The following is a 21,686-nucleotide window of genomic DNA, read 5'->3' as shown; positions in this document are numbered from 1 at the left end:
TGGACGGGCATGGAACAAAAACCACGAGTCAGCATCACTTATTGCACGCAATGTCGCTGGTTGCTGCGGGCCGCCTGGTTGGCGCAGGAGTTGTTGACCACGTTCGAGCAGGAATTGGGCGAGGTGGCGCTGCGGCCTGGTACCGGCGGGGTGTTCGAAATCCAGGTCGGCGATGAATTGATTTGGTCGCGCAAGCAGGAAGGACGGTTTCCCGAGGCCAAGGAGGTCAAACAGAGAGTGCGCGACCGGATCGCGCCGGAGCGGAATCTGGGTCATTCGGATCGGTGAGCCAGTCCGACTCGTCTTCAACAGCAAACAAAAATAGTGTGTTGGATGTGCCATGCAAGATATGCAAGTAATCAGCGCTAACACGCCGGATCGGCGCGGATGGCTGTTTTCCCGCCGGATGTTGAATGGGCTGGGTTTTTTGATTTGCGCCGGTGGCCTGGGTTTTGCCTATTACGTCCAGCACTATCTGGGGTTTGAGCCATGTCCGCTGTGCATTTTCCAGCGCCTGGCCCTGCTGGCGCTTGGGTTAGTGTTTTTGGTGGCGACCCTGCACGGTCCACGCGATTGGGGTGCGAAAGTCTATGGTGTGCTGGTGGGGTTGGCTGCCGGTATTGGGGCCGGGATCGCCGCCCGACACGTCTGGTTGCAGCATCTGCCGCCGGAGGAGGCGCCGCGCTGCGGGCCGAGCCTGGAGTACATGCTGCAAGCGTTTCCGTTGAACGAAACCATCCGCGAGGTGCTGACCGGTTCCGGCGAGTGCGCCAAGGTGGATTGGGGTTTGCTCGGCTTCAGCATGCCGGAGTGGACGCTGCTGCTGTTCGTCGTGCTGGGCGTGGCGGGTGTGATCGGCAACTGGCGGTTGCGAAGCTGAGCGGGTGCTCAGCCGTCGCGGTCGGTATTCCGACGAGGGTCCGGGTCACGAAGGAGGGACTCCAGCCGGGAGAGTCAACCGGGATGGAGCGATTCGCTGGGGTCGGGGAACGTGACCCGGTCATAGACTTCGGCCAGATGCAGGGTGCAGGCGATGGTCGGGATTTCGATCCGAGCCTCCAGCCCGTCGGCGGCGGAATAGAGCCACTGCCCGTCCGTCTGCCGGCGGTAATGCTCGATGCGCGGTTTGTCCTGGGCGACCAGCAGGTAGTCGCTCAGGGATTCCAATGTGCGGTAATGGGCGAACTTGTCGCCTCGGTCATAAGCTGCCGTGCTGTCCGACAGCACTTCGATGATGACCGTGGGATTGAGCAGGGTGTCAACGTGCTGATCTTCGAAGCGCGGTTCGCCGCAGGCGACCACAACGTCGGGGTAGGTGTACAAGCCGGTGGGGCTGACCTTGACTCGCATGTCGCTGGAGAAGGGCTCGCACGGTGTATGCTTGAGTTGGGAATGTAGGGACGCGGTCAGATTGACGGTGATACGATTATGGCCGCGACTGGCGCCGCCCATGGCGTAAATACAGCCATTCAGGTACTCGTTCCTGGTTTCGACTTGGCGTTCCCGTGCCAGATAATCGGCGGCGGTGACGAACAGTTCGGCCGGTCGTGACATGGCGGACCCTCCTCATCAAATCCGGGCGAACACCCGCCGGGCGGCGACGGCGGTGGCGTCGAGATCCGCCTCGGTATGCGCCGATGACATGAATCCCGCCTCGAACGCGGACGGCGCGAAATATATCCCCTCGGCCAGCATCCCATGGAAAAACGTCTTGAACCGCTCGACATCGCAGGCGATGGCTTGAGCGTAATTCGTGACATTCTCCGCGGTAAAGAACAACCCGAACATGCCGCCGACATAATTGGCCGTCAGTAACACGCCGGCCTCGCAGGCGGCGGTCACCAGTTCATCGCACAGTTTCTGAGTCTTGGCGACGAGGTCGGCATGGAAGCGGGGGCTGGCGATGAGGTCCAGCGTCGCTAGTCCGGCCGCCAGTGCCACCGGGTTGCCCGACAGCGTGCCGGCCTGGTAGACCGGCCCCAGCGGCGCCAGTTGTTCCATGATCGCCCGCTTGCCGCCGAAGGCGCCGACCGGCATGCCGCCGCCGATGATTTTGCCCAGCGTGGTCAGGTCGGGAGTGACGCCGTAGAGCTCCTGTGCTCCGCCCCGTGCCACTCGGAAGCCGGTCATCACCTCGTCGAAGATCAGCACGCTACCGTAGCGGGTGCACAGTTCGCGCAGTCCCGCCAGGAAACCGGGGGCGGGCGGGATGCAGTTCATATTGCCGGCGACCGGTTCGACGATGACCCCGGCGATTTCCTCGCCGAGCTTCGAAAACGCTTGCCGGGCTTCCAGAAGATCGTTGTAGGTCAGCGTTACGGTGTACGCCGCCAGCGCCGCCGGCACGCCGGGCGAGGTCGGGACACCCAGTGTGAGCGCTCCGGAGCCGGCCTTGATCAGCAACGAATCAGAGTGACCGTGGTAACAGCCCTCGAATTTGACGATGATGTTGCGGCCGGTAAAGCCGCGCGCCAGACGGATAGCACTCATGGTCGCCTCGGTGCCGGAATTGCACATGCGCACCAATTCCATCGACGGGACCAGTTCCCGAATTCGCCGAGCCATGATCGTTTCCATCTCAGTGGGGGCGCCGAAGCTCAGACCGTTGGCGGCGGCATCCTGTACGGCTTGAACCACGGCCGGGTGGGCATGGCCGACGATCATCGGTCCCCAGGAGCCGACGTAATCGATGTAGCGGCGGCCGTCCTCGTCGTACAGATTAGCGCCCTCACCGCGCTTGAAGAAGATCGGTGTGCCGCCGACGCCGCGAAAGGCGCGGACTGGCGAGTTGACGCCGCCGGGAATATAATTTTGCGCTTCGGTGAACAGCTTTTCGGAACGGGTGGCCATGATGGCTCTCCTCAGGCGAACAGGGTGGCGTAGCGACGGGCGGCGGCCTGGATGTCGGGTTGACCGAACACGCCGCTGACCACCGCCAGCATGTCGGCGCCGGCTGCCAGCAGTAGGGGCGCGTTGTCCGGCGTGATGCCGCCGATGGCGACGACCGGTATGTGCAACGCCGCCCGCGCCGCTCGCAGCAACTCGATGGGCGCGCGGATCTCGGTGGGCTTGGTCGGGGAGGGGAAGAAAGCGCCGAAAGCCACGTAATCGGCGCCTTCATCGGCGGCGGCCAGCGCTAAATCCAGGCGATCGTAACAGGATACGCCAATCAGGGCATCTGCACCCAAGCGAGCACGAGCGTGGGCAAAGGCGGGATCGTCCTGGCCGACATGGACACCCGCCGCGCCGGCTTGCGCCGCCAGCTTCACATCGTCGTTGACGATCAACGGGACTTCATGGCGGCGGCACATCGCGTTCAAAGCCCGGACCTGGGCCAGCCGCCGGGTCGGGTCGGTGTTCTTGTCCCGGTACTGAATCAGGCGGGCGCCGCCGAGAATCGCCTGCTCGACCACGTCGACCAGTCGGTCGTCGGGGATCAGCAAGGCGTCGGTGATCGCGTACAGACCGCGACAACGGCTTGGAGTTTTCATACCGAACCTCGATGGGTGCTGGCCCAGAACAGCCGGTTGGGTAGCAGTTGGCCACCGCCAAGCCGGTGGCTGGCTTGCAGCGCATGCCAAGTGTAATCCTGGGCGCGGCGCACGACGGAACTGAGCGCCGCCCATTCCAATTCCTGGCCTTGGGCGAGCAGGGCGGCGATGGCGGCGGCCAGGGTGCAACCGGAGCCGTGATGATGGCCGGGCAACCGCGCCCAGCGATAACTTTCCAATAAGCGGTTGTTGCCGTGGCAGGTGTTGATCACTTCTCCGGTCGATTCGTGCCCGCCAGTGATCAGCACATAGCGGCAGCCGTACTCCAGCAGCGCCATGGCGCAGGCTTCCAGCGTATCGGCTTCCGGCGCCAGCCGGCGCGCTTCGACGCTGTTGGGGGTCAGGATCGTGACCAGCGGCAGCAGCAAAGTTCGCAGGGTATCGAGCAATTTGGGACTGGCCAGTTCGGTCCCACCGCCCGCCGCCAAGATCGGGTCGAGCACCACCGGAATATCGGGATAGGTAGCCAACAGCGTGTGCAGCGCGCCGGCGTTCTCGGCGCTGCCGATGAGGCCGATCTTGATTGCCGCCACCGGCATGTCGTCCAGCACGGCCCGCGCCTGAGCCAGTAATTGAGCGGGTTCGACCGGCAGCAGCGCGTGGACGTTGTGGGTATCCTGCACGGTCAAGGCGGTGACGACGGGTGCGGGGTGGCAACCCAGACTGACGATCGTCGTGATATCGGCCACCAGTCCGGCTCCGCCGCTGGGATCGTTGCCGCCCAGGGTCATGACCACGGGAGGAGGTGAGGAGGCGAGATCGGTCAAGTGGGCTGCTCCGAATTGGGAAGGATGGATCGCGATTTGGGGTCGGTCGGCGCACGATCAGTGGGAACCACAAGAATTCTAACAAACGCCGCGGGTTTTTCGGGATGCGCCAGCGTGGGAGAATAACGGCCCCGAAAACGCGGCATCAAGGAAAATAAAACCCGATGAAGAAGTACATGTGTCTGATTTGTGGATGGATCTATGATGAAGAGAAGGGTTGGCCCGATGATGGCATCCCGCCGGGCACCCGCTGGGAAGACGTGCCGTTAACCTGGACTTGCCCCGAGTGCGGTGCCGTCAAGGACGATTTCGAGATGGTGGAGATTTAGAGGTTCGGGGCAGCGGAATTTAGGGCGACTGTTCAGCGATGGCGGGGACGGACGCCAACGCCATCCCCGCGTCGCGCAATGCCGCCTTGCCTCGCACGGTCAAATCGGTGACGAAGGCGAACTGCTGACGCGGGTCGAGTGGATAGGCCTTGATTCGGTAATGGGTGCCGAACGGCTTTTCCCGTACGATCACATTGATCGACCGGTCGATTTGCAGCAGTGGGCTGGTTAGCGCGACATCGTGCAATATCCGGTGGACCTGAGCAGCGTCGTGATGAGGATGAAGGTAGAAATCGGCCTCGCATTGCAGGTATTGACTTCCGTCGTTGGCATTGAGGATGGCTTGGTTCCACAGTTTGAGATGCGGGATATGCGCAACGGTGTCTTCCGGGGTGACGATTTCCACCGTGCGCATGCCGATGGTGCGTACCTCGCCATAGATTCCGTCCACTTCGATCCAGTCACCGGGCCGATAGGGGAGCTCGTACAGGGCCACGATACCCGCGATCAGGCTGCTGGCGTAATCCTTGGCGGCGAAGCCCAGCGCCAAGCCCAGCGCGCCCAGTACCCCCACCAGATTCTCGAAGGTGGGTTCGACGATGCGCTGCAAGATCAGCAGGAAAGCGGCAGCGATCGCCAACAGCCGCAGGACGGGTACCAAGGCCAGCGCGTGCAGGCGGTGGCGGCCGGAAAGGCGGCTGGCCAGCGCCGGAACCAAGCGCTGGATCAAGCTGATCAGCAGCCAGACCGTCACCGCGATTAGTAGCATTTGCACAAGAGCGGTCTGGCCGAGATGGCTTAGATTCATTGCTAGCCTGTGGATGCTGTCGTCGTTCATGCCTCGCTCCTAGAATCCGTCGATTAGGTAACCGTCATCGCGTAGGAAGCGCCGGACGATGGGATAGCCCATGGGCGATATCCGCCACTCGTTTTCATGCCGGATGACCAGATCGGCATCTTCCAAACGGGCGAGTGCCGCCTCGGCTGAGGAAAGAGCCAACGGTAACAGCGGGGCCAGCGTCGCGCGGGTCAGGCCAGCGTGCAATAGCAGGGTGTGCAACAAGGTGGCTTGTTCGCGCAGCAGTGCGGAGGTGGGCGTGGGTTGTCTGATCTGATGCCACGGTGTCACCCAGACGGTGCTGCACTGGTTGGCGCTATCCTCGTTCGCCGCCGTGTCGGAGAGCGTTTCGTCCGGCGTGGTCCGTAGGCTGGCCCGCCAGATCGCATGAGCGATGCCGGGAATCCCCCGGACATGGGCGGCTAGAATCGGCAGGAACTCACTGGTTTTGATCGATTTATCTTCGATCATGTCCGCTGGCGGCGGGAGCACGTAGGCGCCGCTATCCGCCTGACGAAAGACTAGCCGATCCATTTCCGAGCCAGCGATGGAGTCTTGAAACCAGCGTGCCAGGCATTGCTGGTCGAAGCCTTGTGCAGCCAATGCCGGTGGTTCCGGGCCGTTCCAGGCCTTTCGAAGAAAGGCCCATGCCCAACTGTCGCAGCCGATGATGCCGCGTCCCAGCGAACCGGTGTGGCTTCGGTCGAGCAAATGGCGCACGAGCTCAAGTCCACTGGCATGACGCAAATAACAGCGTTCCAGGTTAGGCAGCACCCAAGGAGATGGGTGTCGAACCTGTTCTTCCAGCCAGGTAAGGTCCTGAGTCAGGATTTGTTCCAGCTTGGGCGGATTCACGATTCGCCAGTCGTGGTGCCTGGCCCAAGCGGTCAACATATCGCCATGGCCCCCATGTGGAGGGGCGATGACGAACACACAAGCGTGGGAGGGGTTGGAGAGGTGTTCGATAACCAACCATTCGGTGAGTGTGTCGTCCAGCGCCGCCACCGCCGGTTGCCAATCGGGCGTGGGTACGATCCGTTCGATTTGCGCCTCGGGCATGGCCCGCAATTCCTCTTCGGTTTTGAGAGGAGGAGTCGGAAGCGGATTGGATTTGGGCCGGAATTGTCGCCAGATGGAACTAAATTCTCTTTTGACCGTATGTTCGACGGTCGCGGCGGGGACTCGGTAGTCCGCGATGGGGACGTACCGCCAGAGAGGGGGCGCTTCCTTATCATCGGTTCGGGAAGGGGCAGCCATATGGGGTTTGAGTCGCTACTGCGTCTTCGGTGAGTACGAGGGCGGCGAGGGCAGCTAAATCGGACTATAAGATTCGGATGCCAGGGTGTCTTGTATAAATTTCGTTTGGAGAGTCCGACATGAGTGCGAATCCAGGCCGAATCCAGCTTGTCTCGAACGATATTACTCAATTACCGGTCGATGCCATCGTCAATGCCGCCAACCGTTCCCTGTTGGGCGGCGGTGGAGTGGATGGAGCCATCCATCGCGCTGCTGGACTGGAACTACTGGCGGAGTGCCGGACTCTGGGGGGGTGCGAAACGGGCCAGGCCAAGCTGACGCGCGGGTATCGCCTGCCGGCTCGTTATGTGATCCACACGGTGGGGCCGGTCTGGCAGGGTGGGGACCAGGGCGAGCCGGACTTACTGGCGAGTTGCTACCGCAATAGTTTGAAATTGGCGGTGGAGCACGGTGTCCGCACCATTGCTTTTCCCGCGATCAGTTGTGGGGTGTACGGTTATCCGCTGGATGAGGCGGCGCGGGTCACGGTGCGCGAAGTCGAGCATTTTCTGACGGCTGACGATCGGATCGAAGCGGTTTATCTGGTTTGTTTCGGCGAAGAGGTACGGCAAGCTTACCAACAAGCGTTGCAAGGGGGGTTGAGCGGCGGAACGGTGGGGCGGGCGGAGATACCGCCCGTCGTGTGGTTCACAGTTTGATCAGCGTGCCACCATTGGCCGGCGTCAGGCGAGTGACCGACTGCTCCTGGGAGGACGAGTCCAACTCGAAGCGATACATCAGGGTTTGCCCCTGGGTTTGCCGTTCGATCTGGACCTGACGCAGAGCGTCGAGCAGCAGGGCCGCGAACATGGCGTCGGCGTGGGCACGCCAACGTTCTTCCATCGCCCTTGCCGGATGGTCGGTCTGGACGGTGGGAATGACGGCGGATGTGGGGTAATACAACAGGGCCAACAACAGGGCGCCGGCGATCGCGAGCAGGGAGACAGGTACCAGGTAAATATTGCGGCTCCGGATACTGCGGAATAGATGGCGCATGCTTCACCTCCGGCAACGCCGGTTTATGAAAAGTTTTGTATAAGGAATGAGTTAAATTCCGTACAAAATTTATGATATGAGTAGGATTTTATTATACAAATTTTATAACCGAGGATAACAGAAGGTTTTTTGCGGCGCAAGCGGGAGGTCCACTTCCGACTGGCGCCGCGCGGATTTAGCTTTCTTGTTTCTCCTTCTGATAGAGGGCTTGCAGTTTCTGCTGGATATCGGTCGGCACGGGATCGTAATGGCTCAGTTCGATGTTGTACGAACCATGGCCACCCGTCATGGATTTCAACTGCGATTCGTAACCGTCCAGTTCCGCCAACGGCACCTGCGCATTAATGACGCTCATGCCGCGTGGCCCGGCGTCGGTGCCGGCGATGCGCCCACGCCGGCTGGACAGATCGCCGGTGATGGCGCCAACGCAGTCGGCCGGCGCCCGCACTTCCAGGTTGACGATGGGCTCCAGCACGATCGGCTTGGCCTTGCTGACCGCGTCGAGAAAGGCTTCGCGACCGGCGGTGACGAAAGCGATTTCCTTGGAATCGACCGGGTGATACTTGCCGTCGTAAGCGATGGCGCGCACGTCCTGCATCGGGTAACCGGCGACCGCGCCTTCCTGCAAGGCCTCGCGCACGCCTTTTTCCACCGCTGGCAGGAGCGAGGTTGGAATGGTGCCGCCCACCACCGCGCTGACGAATTCGAAACCGGCGTCGCGTGGCAGCGGTTCGATGCGCATGAACACCTCGCCGAACTGGCCGGCGCCGCCGGTCTGCTTCTTGTGGCGGTGATGGCCTTCGGCGTTTTGGCCGATGGTTTCCTTGTAGGCGATCTTGGGAGGTTTGGTTTCGACGTGCAGGTTGTAGCGCTGCTGCATCTTTTCCAGGGTAATGCGCAGATGCAAGTCGCTCAGCCCGCGCAGTACGGTCTCCTTGGTATGCGTGTTGTGTTCCAGCGCCAGACAGGGATCTTCCTCCAGCAGCTTATGCAGGGTGTCGGACAGCTTCTGTTCGTCGCCGCGAGTGGCGGCGCGGATGGCCAGCCCAAACAGCGGCGTGGGAAAGCGCAGCGGTTGCAGGTGAATCTTATCCTCGTCGTGGGAGTCGTGCAGCACCACGTCGCGATGGATATCGTCGATCTTGGCCACCGCGCAAATATCGCCAGGAATGCCGGTGGCGATTTCGGGATGTTCTTTGCCGTGGAGCTGGAACAGGTGGCTGACCTTGAACGGCTTGCGGCCGTCGCCGATGAAGAGCTGGCTGTCCTTGGTGATCGTGCCCTGGTGGATGCGGAAAATGCCGAGCTTGCCGATGAAGGGGTCGATCAATACCTTGAAGACATGGGCCACGACGTGTTGCTGAGGGTCGGGGATGGCGTGGAGTTCCTCGACCGATTCGCCATCACCCTTGAGGAGCGGTTCGGGATTGCCTTCGGTCGGATTGGGCAGCAGCCGCGTGAACGTGTCCAGCAGATCCTCCAGGCCGGCGCCGGTGCGGGCCGAAACGAAGCAGATCGGAATCAGGTGGCCTTCGCGCAGCGCCTTCTCGAAAGGTTCGTGCAACTGTTCCGGTTGCAGATCCTCGCCCTGCTCCAGGTACAGCGTCATCAGGTCCTCGTCCACTTCGACCACCTGATCGATCAGGGCGGAGTGGGCGGCGGCCACGCTGGAAAAATCGCTGTCTCCGCTCGGGTTGAAGAAACAGTCCACCACCGTGGCGCCTTGCTTGGCCGGCAAGTTGATCGGTAGGCATTCCTTGCCGAAAGTTTCCTGAATCTGATCGAGCAAGCCCGGTAAGTCGACGTTTTCGGCGTCGATCTTGTTGACGACGATCATTCGGCACAGCCGCCGCACGGCGGCGCGTTCCATCATCCGCTGAGTGACCGCCTCAATGCCGGTTTGAGCGTTGATGACCACCGCCACCGTTTCCACCGCCGGCAACACGGCGATGGCCTGACCGATAAAATCCGGGAAGCCGGGCGTGTCGATCAGATTGATATGCGTATCCTGGTAATCAAGATTCACCAACGCGGTGTCCAGGGAGTGCTGGTGAGTTTTTTCCTGTGGGTCGAAATCGCAGACCGTGTTGCCTTTTTCCACCGTGCCCGGAGCGGAAAGCTTGCCAGCATGGTGCAAGATAGCTTCCACCAGCGTGGTTTTTCCGGCTGTGGCATGCCCGACCAGGGCGATGTTGCGGATGGATTCGGTGGTATAACTGACCATCATGGCCTCCTTTTGGATTTGGTGCGGACAAGCAAGCTCTTGTTGTGACGAAGCGATCCTCAATGGATAGAGCGATCGTGATAAAAATAAAAAAGTCTACAGGAACAGGTGGGGTTTCTCAGCCGACCCCGTCATTATTTTGTCATGATCGGCGGAGCGTCGGCGTTGCAAACCCACTTCCCGACACGCCCGATGCGAAGCGGCGAACAAGCTGGTTTTCTGGCGAGCAGGAGCAAAACTGCTTAACTAATGGTCAAACGGCGGAAAATCATGCCCCCATACAGGAAGATGACTTGATGAAGTTACGGCGATATCCAGGTTTCTGGGTGCTGGGACTCTGCGCCGCCAGCGCATGCGGGGCCGAGGGGAACCCGGATTGGATCAAACTCGTCAGGGAAACCCCGGCCGTGCAAACGGAATGGGCGGCGCGCTATGAGCACGGAGAGGGTGTAATCCAGGACTTCGCGCGGGCGATGCGGTTGTACTGCGCGGCCGCCCGTCGCGGACATGTCGCGGCTCAGTATCAATTGGGCTGGATGTATGCCAACGGTCGCGGGGTGACGCGGGACGATGCTCAGGCCGCCGCCTGGTTCCGATTGGCGGCGGCGCGAGGCGACGTGCCGGCCCAGCGGATGCTGGATTTGACGAACGATCCGACCAAGACCGTGCGCGCGAGTTGCCAGGAGCCGGTGGACCCGACTCGCCAACCGGCGCCGGCCCGTTGGGTCCGATCGGGACCGCCCGCGCCGGAGCAGGCCAAGATCGAGGCGCTGGTGCGGCGGATGGCGCCGGATTATGGCTTGCAGCCCGCGCTGGTGCTGGCGGTGATCGAGGCGGAATCGAATTTCGACAGCCAGGCTCTGTCGCCGAAAAACGCCCAGGGATTGATGCAACTGATTCCTGGGACCGCCGAACGCTTCGGCGTGCGGGATCCCTACGACCCGGTGCAGAATCTGCGTGGCGGCATGGCCTACCTACGCTGGTTGCTGGCCTATTTCCAGGGTGACGTGCGGCTGACCCTGGCGGGCTACAACGCCGGCGAAGGCACGGTGGTTCGTTACGGCGACGTGCCGCCTTATGCGGAAACGCGAGCCTACGTCGACCGGATCACCCGCGCTTACGGCCAACTGAAGCATCCTCCGGTGGCGCCAGTGACCCCGCCCGCCCCGCTGAAGCGGCCACCGGCCGATTCCGCCTCGGTCCCGGCGGCGCTGCTGGTGGCGACCCGCCCACGGCGGTAGAGAACCGCCAACCTTATCCGAATGTTTCGAACCTCCGGCTGGAGCAGTCGAGTGCCTGATTGTCACTTGACTGTCAAGCAGCTTTAAAGCGGTTGCAATTCGACTGACCTATTGTCGCTAGAACCTGCTTTATGCCGTCTTGTTTTCGGAGGTCGTCTTGAACGCTCAACCGCAGCTTTACGCATCCGTCAGCCCGCCACCGTCGAAGGGGGCGTTGCAAGTCGATTTTGCCGGATCGGCGGAGGAAGTACGCGCGGCGCAGCGCTTGCGCCATGAGATCTTCGCCGGGGAAATGGGCGCGCGGTTGCACAACCGCATTCCCGGCCTGGACCACGATCATCTGGACGCGTGCTGCCGCCATTTGCTGGTGCGGGATCCGCTGACCACGCGGTTGATCGGCTGCACCCGCATTCTGATCGAGGACGACGCCCGTCAGGCGGGAGGCTTCTACTCGCAGGGCGAGTTCGAAATCGGAGCGGTGTTGGCCTTGCCGGGCCGCTTCGCCGAGATCGGCCGAACCTGCGTCCACCGCGATTACCGCAACGGCGCCACCATCACCGCGCTCTGGTCGGGGATCGCGAATTTCGTGGTGGAAAACCGGATCGATTATCTGATTGGTTGCGCCAGCATTCCGCTGGGTGAAAACGGGACGATGGCCCAGGCGATTTTCTCCGAACTGGCGCCGCGCTATCTGACGCCCGAGGAGTTGCGGGTGCGGCCGTTGCTGCCCTTGCCTCGGAGCGACATGCTGGATCGCGGTGACTATCCGCTGCCGCCGCTGTTGAAAGCCTATCTGCGCATCGGCGCGCGGATTTGCGGCGAGCCGTTTCTGGACGAGGATTTCCAGGTGGCCGATGTATTCATTCTATTGTCCACCCAGCAACTGGCGCGGCGCTATGCCCGCCATTTTCTGGAGCGGGCGGCGTGAACGGCGACGGCGCATGGTCCCGGACGGGGCGCCGATTGCGACGGGTGCCGTTGGTGGCGCTGCATGTGCTGGCCGGGATCGTGGTGGCCGCGCTGTTGTGGCCGGGGCGCAACGGCATGGTGTCCGACCGACCCCTGATAATGTGGAGTCGGGTGCTGTGCTGGATCATGGGAGTGCGGGCGACCGTGACTGGAACCCCGGCCGGTGGCGCGGTGCTGTTCGTCGCCAATCATATTTCCTGGTTGGACATCTTCTGCATCGCCGGCGTGTGTCCGACGCATTTTCTGGCCAAGCGCGAGGTGGCGGACTGGCCGTTGTTCGGTTGGCTGAGTCGCCGGGCCGGCACCGCCTTCATTCGCCGCGGCGGCGACAACGGCGCCGGCGAGGCCGCCGAACAGTTGACTTGGCGGCTTCGCAACGGTGGGCGGGTGCTGGTTTTTCCCGAGGGCACCTCGACCGGAGGCGAAACCGTGCGGCGCTTTTTTCCGCGCCTGTTTCAGGCCGCCATTCTGGCGCGCTGCCCGGTACAGGCGATCGCACTGCGCTATCCCCATCGTGACGGCGTGCATCCGGCCGTGCCTTTCGTCGGCGATGCGTCCCTCTTGCCGCATCTCTGGCGGTTGCTGGGTGAGCGCCGCATCGAGGTCACATTGCGGTTCTGCGAGCCGCTGTCGGCGTTGGGGCGGACCCGCAACGAGTTGGCCGAGCACGCCCGGGCACAGATCGATGGCGTATTGTCCGGCGCCGGGACCGCGCGACCGCCGGCTAGCACGGCGCTGGTGGGTCAAGCTTGATCCGGTAGAGGTCGAAGCGAGTATTGGGCGCGACGATCCGCGCCGTGGGTGGCGGACCGCTCAGGGACGGCGCCAGCCGTGGCCGTTTTACCACCACTCGATGACCGGCGCAGGCCAGCGCCACGGCCAGCAGGGCCGGCGCATCCGCATCGTCGCCGGCCAATTGTCGCAACAAGCGCATTTCCTTCCCGACCCACGCCGATTTTTGCCGGTGCGGGTACATCGGATCCAGGTAAACCACGTCCGGCCGTTGTTGGTTTGCCGTTAGTCGAGGCAGACATTCTCGCCCGTCACCGCTATGAAAATGCAGTCGTTCGCGCACCATTTGCCCAATTTCCGCGTCGTGGGCGGCACGCCGCAAGCCGTCCCGCAGTAGAGCGGCGACGATCGGTGAACGCTCGATCAGCCAGACGGTGCAGCCCAGGCAGGCGAGCACGAAAGCGTCGCGGCCCAACCCGGCGGTGACGTCCGCCACGGTCGGGGCCGCGCCGCCCTTCAATCCAATCGCTCGGGCCAGTGGTTGATTGCGCCCACCGCCAAACCGCCGCCGGTGGGCCACCGCTCCCGAGGTGAAATCGACATAGACCGGCCCTGGGGCGTTGGAATCCAGCGTCCGCAGTTCCAGCCGCGTCGGGGTGACCACCAATAGATGCGTGAAAGTGTCGGTGAGCGGGATGGTGACCAGAGGCAAATGCAACTCGGCCGCCAATTCGGCCGCCACGCTCAGATTCGCGGGATGTTCCGCAGCAACCGCCAGCTCGGGGCCGGCGCTGAAATCCACGGCCGTCAAAGCGGGAAACGCCACCACCGCGCTGAACGCGGCGGTGGCCGATCGGAACCAGTCCGGGATTCAGGCCGCCTTGTGCAGCACATCTTCCAGTGTCGTCTTGGTCAAACCGTCCATTTCGGTCTTGAAGCGCGTGGCCAAGTCGGACATCGCCTTGGCATCGTGCAGCATCTTCTGCTGGACCGTCTGCGCAATGTCGGTCTGGCGCTTGTAGAAACTCTGCAAGCTTTTGACGTCGTTGATCTCGGCGGCGGCTCTCATCTGGTTGATGCCGATGTCCAGGTAAGCTTTAAGCGAGTTCATCTGGAACAGCATCATCTTTTCGATGTTCTCAACCATCAGTTTGTTTACTTTGACCAGGGGTTCCGGCAGGGATTGCGGAGTTTCCAGTGCCTTGCTGAATAGATCGATGACCATGGCGTATTCCTCGTCAGACATGAGTAAGTTTGTTGCGGTGCAATATAGCGGGATTTGTGTTGCGTTGCAACATGTGGGAATGCGCTTTTTTCGGTGGAAAGTCACCGACACTCGGGGCGATGGATTGGCGGAATTCGTCACGCGAAATCGGCAAGGTGAACTATGCTTAATAATATAAAGCCGCAAAGCTGTTTTTCGATTGGAGCGACAGTGCGTAAGCGAGGTAAGACCTTGAGCGATAATGCGGTTTCCAGTTTGTCCGCACGGCTGTGGCGGAAAGGCTTGCTGCCTCACCACGACATCGGCCCACGCGAGCGAGCGCCGAAGCTGGCCTTGGTGGCCGATCCTCGGGAAGCCGAATTGAACGGCATGTTCGTGCTGTCGCGATTGGCGACGTTTCTGCGCGGCATCGAGACGGGCGAGCGGCGCGGTCTGCGCTTGCGCGAGCGGGTGGTGATCGTCCCTGCGGTCGAAAGTCCGGTGGGAGCCGGTGGCGGTCGCGGGCAACGGCACTACCCACAGGTGTCGCGAGCCGCGGCCGAGGCGATGGTGGAGCTGACCCAAGCCGCCTATTATCGGGTGAGCATCCGCCCGGCCAGCCCCGAAGTCGAGGATATGCCGCAGGTGTGTCTTTACGCGCCCAACGACGACGAGCGCGCCAGCGCCTGTCTGTTCGGGTTGCCGGCGGTCATCGAGCGGCCGGTCGAGGACACCGCTCCTTCCGATCTGATGCGCGCTTGGCGACCCTGCCGTGGCGAGAATTTCGTGATTCACGCCGGCCAGGCCGGCGGCTTGCAGACGGGGCATTGCGAGACCTTGTTTCGGGCGTTGGTGGCGTTTCTCGACCGTACCGGGATCGTCGGTGGTCTGCGGCCTTCCAACGAAGATGAGGACCTGCATTATTTTGGCCTGGAACAGATCTGCGTCGTGCTGGCCGAGCAATCCGGGATATTCGCCTCCAATCTGAGTGTCGGCCGCTGGGTCCGCGCGGGGGAGGCGCTGGGCCATATCTACGATGGCGTCAGCGGTAATATACAGGCGCGGGTGGTGACGCCGGTGGCCGGCCTGCTGGCGAGTGTGCGTCGGCAGCCGTTGCTGTGCGCGGGTGGTTTGGTGGCCCAGGTGTTGACGTCGGACAGCATGACCCAGCGGGGCTTGGCGCGACGTCGGCTGGGAGAGCGACATGAACGACAGGCCCGTCGAGGATTATGAAAGCGAGCACCGGCGCTTGCTGGAGCAGGTGATCGCGGAAACCCGGGGAACGGCCGATCTGACCGGTTGTGCCAAACTGAGCGAACCGGTGTTGCGCGCGCTGGCGGCGGTGCCCCGACACCGATTCGTGCCACCAGCCCAACTCGCATGGGCCTACGCCGACAGCCCGCTGCCGATCGGTTGCGGTCAGACGATTTCCCAACCCTTCATCGTCGCTTTGATGACCGAGTTGCTGGCGCTCGATGCCCGGTCCGTGGTGTTGGAAGTCGGCACCGGTTCGGGCTATCAGACAGCGATGCTGGCCAGTTTGGCGCGGCGGGTATACTCGGTGGAGCGGGTTCCCGCGCTGGCCGAAGCCGCCGAACGGCGCTTGCGCGAACTCGGTATCGCCAACGTGGAAATTCGCATCGCCGACGGTTATTGGGGTTGGGAAGAGAAGGCCCCCTTTGACGCCATTATAGTCACGGCGGCGGCGGCCGAAGTGCCGCCGGCGCTGGTGCGGCAGCTCAAGCCGGGTGGCCGGCTGGCGATTCCCGTGGGGCCGCAGCACCGGAGTCAGGATCTGCGTGTGATTTGCAAGGACGAATCGGGGGTATCGCACAGTCGCAGCGTGTTGCCGGTGGTCTTCGTGCCGCTGGTGCGGGACTACGAAGACTGAGGTCGCTATCGAGGCGGCGATCGCCGACAGGGCTCAGCCGGTCGGCAGCGAAATCCCGGTGAGCTTTTTGAACAGCGCCACCGCGTAGGAATCGGTCATGCCGGAGACGAAGTCAGTGATGGCCAGCACGCGGCGGTAGAGGTCGGGGTCGGGGTTGCGTCCCGGTCCGGCGAAGGATTCCGGGATCAAATGGATCAGCATCCGGCTCTTGGGCGAAGCGGCCGGACCATGGGCGGCGAGGTCGTTGACGGTGGTGACGAAGGCTTCCAGCAAGCCGCCCAATACCTCGAAGCCGGCCGCTTCCACTTCGATCACCGGTTTGGAGACATACACCTGGGTCTCCCCGCATTCCTTCAACGCGCGCATCGCCTCGGCGGCGGGGATCGCGTCCAGCAGTTCGGCGGCGAAACCGCCGGCCAGGATCGCCGCCTCGTTGTCCATGAAGCACTGATGGACCTGATCGATGATGGTGCCGATGGCCTTGGCGCGTAGGTATTCGATTTTTTCCTTGGACCGGGTGATGTGGCGCATCTTGCGCTGGGCGCGGTCCGGCTCGCCGGTCAGCGGCAGCAGCAGGTCACGCACCTCGTCGAAGCCCAGTAGTTGCAGCCGAAAGGCATCCTCCACATCGATGATCCGGTAGCAGATATCGTCGGCCGCCTCGACCAGATAGGCCAGCGGATGGCGGCTCCAGGCCCCCGGCAGCACCGGTTCCAGTCCCAGCTCTCCGGCGATTTCCGCGAACAGGTCCGCGTCGTCCCGATAGAAGCCGAATTTCTTGAAGGCGATGCCGGGCGGAGGGGTGGCCGGCAGCGACGCGGCGCACGGGTATTTGGTGAAGGTGCCCAAGGTGGCGCAGGTCAATTGCATGCCGCCTGGATTGTCGGGGCTTTGCAGCCGGGTGATGATGCGAAACCCTTGGGCGTTGCCTTCGAAACGCAGGAAATCCTGCTGTTGCGCGTCGTCCAACTGTTCCAGCACCGTCCGGCCGGTGGTGGAGGCGGTGAACCACAGCCGGATGGCGTCTTCGCCGGCGTGGCCGAACGGTGGATTGCCAATGTCGTGCGCCAGACAGGCGGCGGCGACCACAGCGCCGAAATCCTGCGGATAGACCCTTTGTAATTGATGACGACGAATCACGCTGTCGCCGACCATGGTGCCCAGCGAGCGGCCGACGCTGGACACTTCCAAACTGTGGGTCAGGCGGGTGCGGACGTAGTCGCTTTGGGAAAGCGGGAAGACCTGGGTTTTGTCTTGCAGGCGGCGAAAGGCCGAGGAGAAGACCAGGCGGTCGAAGTCGCGTTGGAAGTCGGTGCGCGCTTCGCTGTCGGGGTGTTGGCGGGAAACCCCCAGGCGGGCGCGGGAGAGCAGGCGGTTCCAGTCCATGCGCGGTGGCCGGTGGCGGACGATGGGCAAAGCATAGCCGACCGCCGCCGGCCGCGCCGGGGTTTCCGATTCAACGAACGTGGAGCGTGATCGGGGTGGCGTTGAGGAGGTTTTCGGAAACCGGGCAGCGCCGATCGACCTCGTGCAGGAACTCTTCCTTTTCTTCCCGCGTCATGTCGGCGTCGATGTCCACCGTCAAGGTCAGTCCCTGGAAGCCGGTGCGATTGGCTGTGCTTTTACCCATCAGCACTTCGCCGTCCAGCTCGCCTTCGACGGTGATTTCCATGCCGCGCACGTTCAGTTTGCGCTGCGTGGCAACAATGCGGCCGATGCTGCCGATGCAACCGGCAAGTGCAACGAACAGATATTCCAGCGGAGTTGGACCTTTATCGGCGCCGCCGGGCGTGGGTTGATCGACATAGACGACATGATCGCGAATGCGACTTTCGATGGTGAACTTGGGACCGAGTTTGGAGGTGACCTGAAGTTTTTTCAGCGATGCCATGATGAAGCCTCTACCTGTACTGAGAAAAATGCCGCCCATCCGGGCCAGCGGAATCGTGGAAGGAGGGCGATCATAGCGGCTCGATATTCATGCTGCAACGCGCAATTTGCTGGACAGGGCGTGGATTATGTGTCTGGCGATTTGGGTTGCTGAGAGGCGATCCGACTACCCGGTGGGGCGTGTTCGTCGCAGCAGGCGAGCAATCGGCGACGGTGATAGCGCAATTGTCCCGGTGCGCCGCAGCATTCGCAGACGGTACAGGATTGACGTTCCGCCGCTGCGCACAGGGCGTAAAGATGCTCGTCCGCCTGATCCAGCCTGAAGCGCAGCGTGCCGAGTTCCTGTTTGACTTGCACCGCCAGTGGGTTGAGTCCGACTTGCGCGGCGTGGGTGGTGATATCGGCGGCGAGTTGGCGGATCAGATCGTACCAGCCATCCTCGCATTCGAAACCGAAGCCCATCAGGTTTTGGGTGACCGGCAGGTGGCGGCCCCGGAACAGTTCGGGAAATTCGGTGAACAGCCGTTCGGTCAGTTCGGGGTTCATGATAAATATTCAATATTTTTATATTGTTAGAAATAAATGTGACATTTTTTTCTTTGACTCTGAAAGATACTTCAATCTATCACAATAGGAATTTGTGAGCGGTTTTGATAGTGGCGGCTGATTTGTTTGTCACGTCTTGTCACGTTACAGACTTTCGCTTATGATGCTTTTCAATCTCGCAGATTGAGGAGAGCGCCGCCATGTCACTGCTCGACGACAAGCCTTCTTGGCAAGTTCTGGAAGAGTTGTTCCCCAAACTGAAACCAGCACAGCGCGCCTTGGCGCAATCCTTTGTTGAGCAAGCCCGACGGAACGAAGCTGGCCGCGTCCCGCTTGCTGAATTACTGCAAAGCCATTTTGGCGATACGACCCAGCGCGCTTCGACGGGATTACGTCAGACCAAAAAGCGTTTGAATGAAGAATTGACGGCGCTTGGCGCGGGCATTGAGTTGGCAGTAGACGAGAGCGGCAAGCTGGAAACGCGCGCCTGTTACTTGCAAGCGCCCGCCGACAAAAAAAAGTGGAGAAGTCGAAGGGCTTGCGGATGTCCTTAACTATGACCGGGATCGAGGAAAGCACGTTCCGCCCAAAGCTCGACCGCTCAACGAGCCTGCCACGATTGAAATTCCCATTTCCTACAGCCATGTAAACAAGAAACTGGTGCGCGAATTACATGCGCGTCTGCAAGTCGTACTCGACGCCCGAAATTTGGAGATGAAGTATCTTCTGCGCCGCGATGAACGCGATACCGAACTCTCGGATACGCTCGACCCACAGATTGCCGCGCTTTTCAAGGATGGAACCATCGCCTTGTTCATGTTGAGCGTTGATTTTTTCAAAAGCGACTACTGCCAGAAAAAGGAAGTTCCAAAATTCATTACCCCGAACGGTAACAATAGGAAAGAAAAGAAAGCTATCTGTGTTCCCGTGGCGCTCGAACACGACCATCTTGCGCATGTGCCGAAAAAAATTTAAGCAACGCGTCATTGCTTTCCATGAGAGCGTAGATGAACGCCAAAAATCTTGGCGGCAGTTGTGCGAAGCAGGCCATGAATCTGAAAAAGAAGCGTTTCTCCATCGCATCGCCGATGAAATCATCAAAGCGGTGGACGATCTAGCGGGACCAGACGACACGCCGCCTGACGGCCATCCACCTTCAGGCAAACGCGACAAGAAGCCCTGCACAGAAGATGTACTTCATGCGTTTGCTGGAGAGCTTCCGAGAGACATCGACCCAAAGCATTACACTCAACTACGCGCTCGGTATTTGGGCACGCTCGACCGCAAGGATGAAGACGGTTTGACCGTCCGCGCCGGTGAAACCGGCGTGGATTTGATCCCGGCATTGATCGAATGGGCGAAGGATCACAGCGCGCTGCCTTTCTGTTCGCTGCTTGGCGAGTACGGCACCGGCAAAACGGTGAGTTGCCAGATGCTTGCCGATCAGATCAACGCGGAACGCAAGACGCTGAAACCAGGGGAGTTGCCGCTGGCACTCTATTTCGATTTGCGCCGCGTGGATGCTCAGCAGTTGAGCGATTTCGCCGTCGAGCCGATCATCGAACAGTTACTCAGAAGCGCCGACTACGCGCACAAGCTCAAGGCGCGAGAGTTGATCGACTGGGTGCGCGCCCATCCGGCTTTGGTCATTTTCGATGGTCTGGACGAGGTGTTGGTGCATCTCAACCCCAAGCGCGGTCAGGACTTCACCCGCGCGCTGTGGAGCATTTATCTGCCGTCCTATTGGCAGCCGCGCACCGATGGTCAAAAGTCCTCTCCCGGCGCGGCCAGCAAGCTGCTGATTTCCTGCCGCAGCCATTATTTCCGCACGATTGCCGATGAGCGGGCGCTGCTCGTCGGGCAGGATCGCGAGTCGGTTCGGGCCAGCGATTACCGCGCCTATCTGATGCTGCCGTTCAACGATGACCAGATCGTCGATTATCTGAAGCGCAATTTCCCCCAGCGCGACCCGGCGCAGACGCTGGAACTCATTGCCGCTGTGTACAACCTCAAAGAACTGGCTCAACGCCCCATCTTACTGCGCCATATCAGCGGTGAGGTGGCCGAACTGGAACAGTGCAAGATCGCCGGGCGCGCCGTCAACGCAGCGGTGCTGTATGGGCTGTTCGTCGAACGCTGGCTGCGCCGCGATGACGCCAAGCATCAACTGAGTCTGCCGCACAAGCAGATTTTGATGGAACATCTGGCGGCGGAGTTGACGCGGTGCGGCGTGCGCGAACTGGCCTACGACCGCGTGGAGGAGTGGCTGGATCGTTTCATCGCCGCCCGCCCGGATTGGGAAAGCATCTATCGCGGCAAGGATCGGGAAATCCTCAAGGAAGATTTACGCACGGCCACCTTTATCATGCGCCCCGACAAAAAGAAATTCCGTTTCGCCCACACTTCGCTGCAAGAGTATTTCCTGGCCGGTTATCTGCTGGATGCGCTGATGGCAGGTGCAGCGGAAAGCTGTTGCTTGCCGCTGCCATCGCCAGAAACCTTCACATTTTTCGCCGAACGCTGGCACGCGGCGCAAGCCGACCGCGACGATCGCTTGCCGACTGCCGGGCGCACCTTGGCGGCGTTGCTGGAGCAGGCCGCGCCGGGCCGCAGCGAAACCGCTTTTGCCGCCTGGTTGGCGCTGCATCGCTTGGGATTGTCGCTGCTGCGTCCGGCCCGCTTCGATCTGCGCGGTTGCGATTTGAGCCAGTGGACGATTGACGGCGGCGAAAACGGTTTGATGCTGGGGGCTGTCGATTTGCGCAACGCCAACTTGTGGCAAAGCCGCTGGCGGCGCGTGCAACTGCCGGGTGCACAGCTCGATCACGCCAACGCCTCGGACAGCGAATGGGACGAAGCCAATCTGGACAACGCCACCGCGCACGGCGCGGATATCGACGGGGCGATCTTTCGGCATACGCGCCTGGTCAATGCCAATTTCAGTGGCATCGACCACGCCGGAGCGCGTTATCTGTTCTGCGAACGAACCGGCGCGCAACTGCCGCCCACTCCCGCCTATCGCGTGGCACCCGCCACCGATGGCGCGGCATTGGCGGTGCTGGGGCCGCAATGGCTGGCGGGTCACGGGGATAGAGTTTGGGCCTGCGGGTTCTCGCCGGACGGGCGCTGGCTGGCGACGGGGGGGAGGGACGTGACGGGACGGTCGGCTGTGGGACGTGGCGGGGCGGACCGAAGCGCACCGGTTCGAGGGC

Annotated in this window: 25 protein-coding genes; 12 read left to right on the top strand and 13 right to left on the bottom strand. The window is 61.7% G+C overall.

Annotated elements, in window-relative coordinates; translation table 11 throughout:
• Positions 1-9 precede the first annotated feature (9 nt).
• Positions 10-288 (top strand): Rdx family protein, encoded by a 279-nt coding sequence (locus E4P82_RS17165; protein WP_169250024.1) that lies wholly within the window; start codon positions 10-12, stop codon positions 286-288.
• 52 nt (positions 289-340) lie between these two features.
• Positions 341-880, top strand: coding sequence for a disulfide bond formation protein B (locus E4P82_RS17160; RefSeq protein WP_246327667.1), 540 nt, complete (start codon positions 341-343; stop codon positions 878-880).
• A gap of 74 nt (positions 881-954) precedes the next feature.
• Here the strand turns inward: E4P82_RS17160 and E4P82_RS17155 are convergent, their stop codons facing one another.
• The 4 genes from E4P82_RS17155 to thiD are packed head-to-tail and all read right to left on the bottom strand — an operon-like array spanning position 955 to position 4,282.
• Positions 955-1,554, bottom strand: coding sequence for a Uma2 family endonuclease (locus tag E4P82_RS17155; protein ID WP_169250023.1), 600 nt, complete (start codon positions 1,552-1,554; stop codon positions 955-957).
• 15 nt (positions 1,555-1,569) lie between these two features.
• Positions 1,570-2,850 carry a glutamate-1-semialdehyde 2,1-aminomutase gene (gene hemL / locus E4P82_RS17150; RefSeq protein WP_169250022.1) on the bottom strand — a complete coding sequence of 427 codons (1,281 nt, stop codon included), beginning with the start codon at positions 2,848-2,850 and terminating at the stop codon, positions 1,570-1,572.
• An 11-nt stretch (positions 2,851-2,861) separates the two neighbouring features.
• Positions 2,862-3,491: a thiamine phosphate synthase gene (gene thiE / locus E4P82_RS17145; RefSeq protein ID WP_169250021.1), complete on the bottom strand. Its 630-nt coding sequence runs from the start codon at positions 3,489-3,491 to the stop codon at positions 2,862-2,864.
• Entirely contained in the window at positions 3,488-4,282 is a 795-nt protein-coding gene (thiD, locus tag E4P82_RS17140; protein ID WP_169250031.1) for a bifunctional hydroxymethylpyrimidine kinase/phosphomethylpyrimidine kinase, read from the bottom strand. Before thiD ends, thiE begins: the two co-directional genes overlap by 4 nt.
• A gap of 200 nt (positions 4,283-4,482) precedes the next feature.
• On the opposite strand from thiD, the gene E4P82_RS17135 reads away from it, so the two are divergent.
• Entirely contained in the window at positions 4,483-4,647 is a 165-nt protein-coding gene (locus E4P82_RS17135) for a rubredoxin (RefSeq protein ID WP_169250020.1), read from the top strand.
• A 19-nt stretch (positions 4,648-4,666) separates the two neighbouring features.
• Here E4P82_RS17135 and E4P82_RS17130 read toward each other — a convergent pair whose 3' ends face one another.
• Together E4P82_RS17130 and E4P82_RS17125 are read right to left on the bottom strand one after the other, a co-directional pair.
• Positions 4,667-5,485, bottom strand: coding sequence for a mechanosensitive ion channel family protein (locus E4P82_RS17130; protein WP_169250019.1), 819 nt, complete (start codon positions 5,483-5,485; stop codon positions 4,667-4,669).
• A gap of 9 nt (positions 5,486-5,494) precedes the next feature.
• Complete coding sequence (locus E4P82_RS17125) at positions 5,495-6,544, bottom strand: hypothetical protein (protein WP_169250018.1); 1,050 nt, start codon at positions 6,542-6,544, stop codon at positions 5,495-5,497.
• A gap of 317 nt (positions 6,545-6,861) precedes the next feature.
• Between E4P82_RS17125 and E4P82_RS17120 the strand changes: the two genes are divergently transcribed.
• Positions 6,862-7,440 carry an O-acetyl-ADP-ribose deacetylase gene (locus E4P82_RS17120; protein WP_169250017.1) on the top strand — a complete coding sequence of 193 codons (579 nt, stop codon included), beginning with the start codon at positions 6,862-6,864 and terminating at the stop codon, positions 7,438-7,440.
• Here the strand turns inward: E4P82_RS17120 and E4P82_RS17115 are convergent.
• Together E4P82_RS17115 and fusA are read right to left on the bottom strand one after the other, a co-directional pair.
• Positions 7,430-7,777, bottom strand: coding sequence for a hypothetical protein (locus tag E4P82_RS17115; protein ID WP_169250016.1), 348 nt, complete (start codon positions 7,775-7,777; stop codon positions 7,430-7,432). The genes E4P82_RS17120 and E4P82_RS17115 overlap by 11 nt on opposite strands.
• Before the next feature lie 175 nt (positions 7,778-7,952).
• On the bottom strand, positions 7,953-10,001 hold the full coding sequence (fusA, locus tag E4P82_RS17110; protein WP_169250030.1) for an elongation factor G: 2,049 nt from the start codon (positions 9,999-10,001) through the stop codon (positions 7,953-7,955).
• A gap of 296 nt (positions 10,002-10,297) precedes the next feature.
• Here fusA and E4P82_RS17105 point away from each other — a divergent pair, with 296 nt between their 5' ends.
• From E4P82_RS17105 to E4P82_RS17095, 3 genes are all read left to right on the top strand, one after another.
• Complete coding sequence (locus tag E4P82_RS17105) at positions 10,298-11,242, top strand: transglycosylase SLT domain-containing protein (RefSeq protein WP_169250015.1); 945 nt, start codon at positions 10,298-10,300, stop codon at positions 11,240-11,242.
• 157 nt (positions 11,243-11,399) lie between these two features.
• The gene (locus tag E4P82_RS17100; protein WP_246327666.1) at positions 11,400-12,170 is read left to right on the top strand and encodes a GNAT family N-acetyltransferase; all 771 of its coding nucleotides are present in this window, start codon (positions 11,400-11,402) and stop codon (positions 12,168-12,170) included.
• The gene (locus E4P82_RS17095) at positions 12,167-12,964 is read left to right on the top strand and encodes a lysophospholipid acyltransferase family protein (protein WP_169250014.1); all 798 of its coding nucleotides are present in this window, start codon (positions 12,167-12,169) and stop codon (positions 12,962-12,964) included. Before E4P82_RS17100 ends, E4P82_RS17095 begins: the two co-directional genes overlap by 4 nt.
• Here the strand turns inward: E4P82_RS17095 and E4P82_RS17090 are convergent.
• Positions 12,936-13,721: a class I SAM-dependent methyltransferase gene (locus E4P82_RS17090; protein ID WP_420887136.1), complete on the bottom strand. Its 786-nt coding sequence runs from the start codon at positions 13,719-13,721 to the stop codon at positions 12,936-12,938. The two genes, E4P82_RS17095 and E4P82_RS17090, sit on opposite strands and share 29 nt — an antisense overlap.
• A gap of 93 nt (positions 13,722-13,814) precedes the next feature.
• Positions 13,815-14,189, bottom strand: a complete 375-nt coding sequence (locus tag E4P82_RS17085; protein ID WP_169250013.1) for a phasin family protein — start codon at positions 14,187-14,189, stop codon at positions 13,815-13,817.
• A 210-nt stretch (positions 14,190-14,399) separates the two neighbouring features.
• Here E4P82_RS17085 and E4P82_RS17080 point away from each other — a divergent pair, with 210 nt between their 5' ends.
• Positions 14,400-15,380, top strand: a complete 981-nt coding sequence (locus tag E4P82_RS17080; protein ID WP_169250012.1) for a succinylglutamate desuccinylase/aspartoacylase family protein — start codon at positions 14,400-14,402, stop codon at positions 15,378-15,380.
• Positions 15,352-16,038, top strand: coding sequence for a protein-L-isoaspartate(D-aspartate) O-methyltransferase (locus E4P82_RS17075; protein ID WP_169250011.1), 687 nt, complete (start codon positions 15,352-15,354; stop codon positions 16,036-16,038). Before E4P82_RS17080 ends, E4P82_RS17075 begins: the two co-directional genes overlap by 29 nt.
• 33 nt (positions 16,039-16,071) lie before the next feature.
• On the opposite strand, the gene E4P82_RS17070 is transcribed toward E4P82_RS17075, so the two are convergent.
• From E4P82_RS17070 to E4P82_RS17060, 3 genes are all read right to left on the bottom strand, one after another.
• A complete protein-coding gene (locus E4P82_RS17070; protein WP_169250027.1) occupies positions 16,072-17,424 on the bottom strand; it encodes a deoxyguanosinetriphosphate triphosphohydrolase in 1,353 nt (450 codons plus the stop codon).
• 70 nt (positions 17,425-17,494) lie between these two features.
• Positions 17,495-17,968 (bottom strand): OsmC family protein, encoded by a 474-nt coding sequence (locus E4P82_RS17065; RefSeq protein ID WP_211203192.1) that lies wholly within the window; start codon positions 17,966-17,968, stop codon positions 17,495-17,497.
• 86 nt (positions 17,969-18,054) lie between these two features.
• Positions 18,055-18,474: a hypothetical protein gene (locus tag E4P82_RS17060; protein ID WP_169250009.1), complete on the bottom strand. Its 420-nt coding sequence runs from the start codon at positions 18,472-18,474 to the stop codon at positions 18,055-18,057.
• Between the two features lie 200 nt (positions 18,475-18,674).
• On the opposite strand from E4P82_RS17060, the gene E4P82_RS17055 reads away from it, so the two are divergent.
• From E4P82_RS17055 to E4P82_RS17045, 3 genes are all read left to right on the top strand, one after another.
• Complete coding sequence (locus E4P82_RS17055) at positions 18,675-19,028, top strand: hypothetical protein (protein WP_169250008.1); 354 nt, start codon at positions 18,675-18,677, stop codon at positions 19,026-19,028.
• Between the two features lie 106 nt (positions 19,029-19,134).
• Complete coding sequence (locus E4P82_RS17050) at positions 19,135-19,449, top strand: hypothetical protein (RefSeq protein WP_169250007.1); 315 nt, start codon at positions 19,135-19,137, stop codon at positions 19,447-19,449.
• Positions 19,450-19,741: 292 nt separating this feature from the next.
• The coding region (locus E4P82_RS17045) for an NACHT domain-containing protein (RefSeq protein ID WP_169250006.1) at positions 19,742-21,686 on the top strand (1,945 nt) is incomplete at its 3' end.

The organism is Candidatus Competibacter phosphatis, from assembly GCF_012939995.1.
In the GTDB taxonomy this organism is placed as follows: Bacteria; Pseudomonadota; Gammaproteobacteria; order Competibacterales; family Competibacteraceae; genus Competibacter; species Competibacter phosphatis.
The sequence above is the reverse complement of the archived record's forward strand: the minus strand, read 5'-3'. Positions and strand labels throughout refer to the sequence as shown.

Bases quoted from the DNA above. Each gene is read 5' to 3' on its own strand.
- E4P82_RS17165 (WP_169250024.1), top strand. From the start codon at position 10: ATGGAACAAAAACCACGAGTCAGCATCACTTATTGCACGCAATGTCGC.
- E4P82_RS17160 (WP_246327667.1), top strand. From the start codon at position 341: ATGCAAGATATGCAAGTAATCAGCGCTAACACGCCGGATCGGCGCGGA.
- E4P82_RS17155 (WP_169250023.1), bottom strand. From the start codon at position 1,554: ATGTCACGACCGGCCGAACTGTTCGTCACCGCCGCCGATTATCTGGCA.
- hemL (WP_169250022.1), bottom strand. From the start codon at position 2,850: ATGGCCACCCGTTCCGAAAAGCTGTTCACCGAAGCGCAAAATTATATT.
- thiE (WP_169250021.1), bottom strand. From the start codon at position 3,491: ATGAAAACTCCAAGCCGTTGTCGCGGTCTGTACGCGATCACCGACGCC.
- thiD (WP_169250031.1), bottom strand. From the start codon at position 4,282: ATGACCCTGGGCGGCAACGATCCCAGCGGCGGAGCCGGACTGGTGGCC.
- E4P82_RS17135 (WP_169250020.1), top strand. From the start codon at position 4,483: ATGAAGAAGTACATGTGTCTGATTTGTGGATGGATCTATGATGAAGAG.
- E4P82_RS17130 (WP_169250019.1), bottom strand. From the start codon at position 5,485: ATGAACGACGACAGCATCCACAGGCTAGCAATGAATCTAAGCCATCTC.
- E4P82_RS17125 (WP_169250018.1), bottom strand. From the start codon at position 6,544: ATGCCCGAGGCGCAAATCGAACGGATCGTACCCACGCCCGATTGGCAA.
- E4P82_RS17120 (WP_169250017.1), top strand. From the start codon at position 6,862: ATGAGTGCGAATCCAGGCCGAATCCAGCTTGTCTCGAACGATATTACT.
- E4P82_RS17115 (WP_169250016.1), bottom strand. From the start codon at position 7,777: ATGCGCCATCTATTCCGCAGTATCCGGAGCCGCAATATTTACCTGGTA.
- fusA (WP_169250030.1), bottom strand. From the start codon at position 10,001: ATGGTCAGTTATACCACCGAATCCATCCGCAACATCGCCCTGGTCGGG.
- E4P82_RS17105 (WP_169250015.1), top strand. From the start codon at position 10,298: ATGAAGTTACGGCGATATCCAGGTTTCTGGGTGCTGGGACTCTGCGCC.
- E4P82_RS17085 (WP_169250013.1), bottom strand. From the start codon at position 14,189: ATGTCTGACGAGGAATACGCCATGGTCATCGATCTATTCAGCAAGGCA.
- E4P82_RS17075 (WP_169250011.1), top strand. From the start codon at position 15,352: ATGAACGACAGGCCCGTCGAGGATTATGAAAGCGAGCACCGGCGCTTG.
- E4P82_RS17070 (WP_169250027.1), bottom strand. From the start codon at position 17,424: ATGGACTGGAACCGCCTGCTCTCCCGCGCCCGCCTGGGGGTTTCCCGC.
- E4P82_RS17065 (WP_211203192.1), bottom strand. From the start codon at position 17,968: ATGGGCGGCATTTTTCTCAGTACAGGTAGAGGCTTCATCATGGCATCG.
- E4P82_RS17060 (WP_169250009.1), bottom strand. From the start codon at position 18,474: ATGAACCCCGAACTGACCGAACGGCTGTTCACCGAATTTCCCGAACTG.
- E4P82_RS17055 (WP_169250008.1), top strand. From the start codon at position 18,675: ATGTCACTGCTCGACGACAAGCCTTCTTGGCAAGTTCTGGAAGAGTTG.